The sequence below is a fragment of the Bacillus sp. SRB_331 genome, assembly GCF_003264175.1.
GTDB lineage: Bacteria > Bacillota > Bacilli > Bacillales > Bacillaceae_G > Bacillus_A > Bacillus_A mycoides.
Genome location: NZ_NADV01000037.1, coordinates 50,245 through 50,604 on the forward strand (window position 1 = coordinate 50,245; position 360 = coordinate 50,604).

Annotated in this window: 1 protein-coding gene; it reads left to right on the forward strand. The window is 28.1% G+C overall.

Annotated elements, in window-relative coordinates; all coding sequences use genetic code 11:
- The coding region (locus B5P42_RS23250; RefSeq protein ID WP_220089404.1) for a class I SAM-dependent methyltransferase at positions 1 to 360 on the forward strand (360 nt) is incomplete at both ends.

The following is a 360-nucleotide window of genomic DNA, read 5'->3' on the forward strand; positions in this document are numbered from 1 at the left end:
AATCACAAAATGCTAAGAACTACGTAAATGTTGAGTGTGGAGATATGTTAGATTTTGGTTTTGACTTATCGGTTTATGATGCGGTTATTTTTATTGATGCAATACATAATATTACAAATATTCCAATTGGAAATTATGTTAAGAAAATACAGGATAGTACAAAAGATAATGGCGAGAATATTATAACTTTTCTTACAGATGTTAAATTAGATGGTGAAAATTATCCGGAAAGGTTAATAATATCATCTTTAGAAGCTAAAGCACTATTGACAGACCTTTATAAAGAGTGGGACATACATTTTTTACCGGATAAGAATTTATGCTTTTATACAGATGAGGTAAACAAAAAAAATTGTTTGT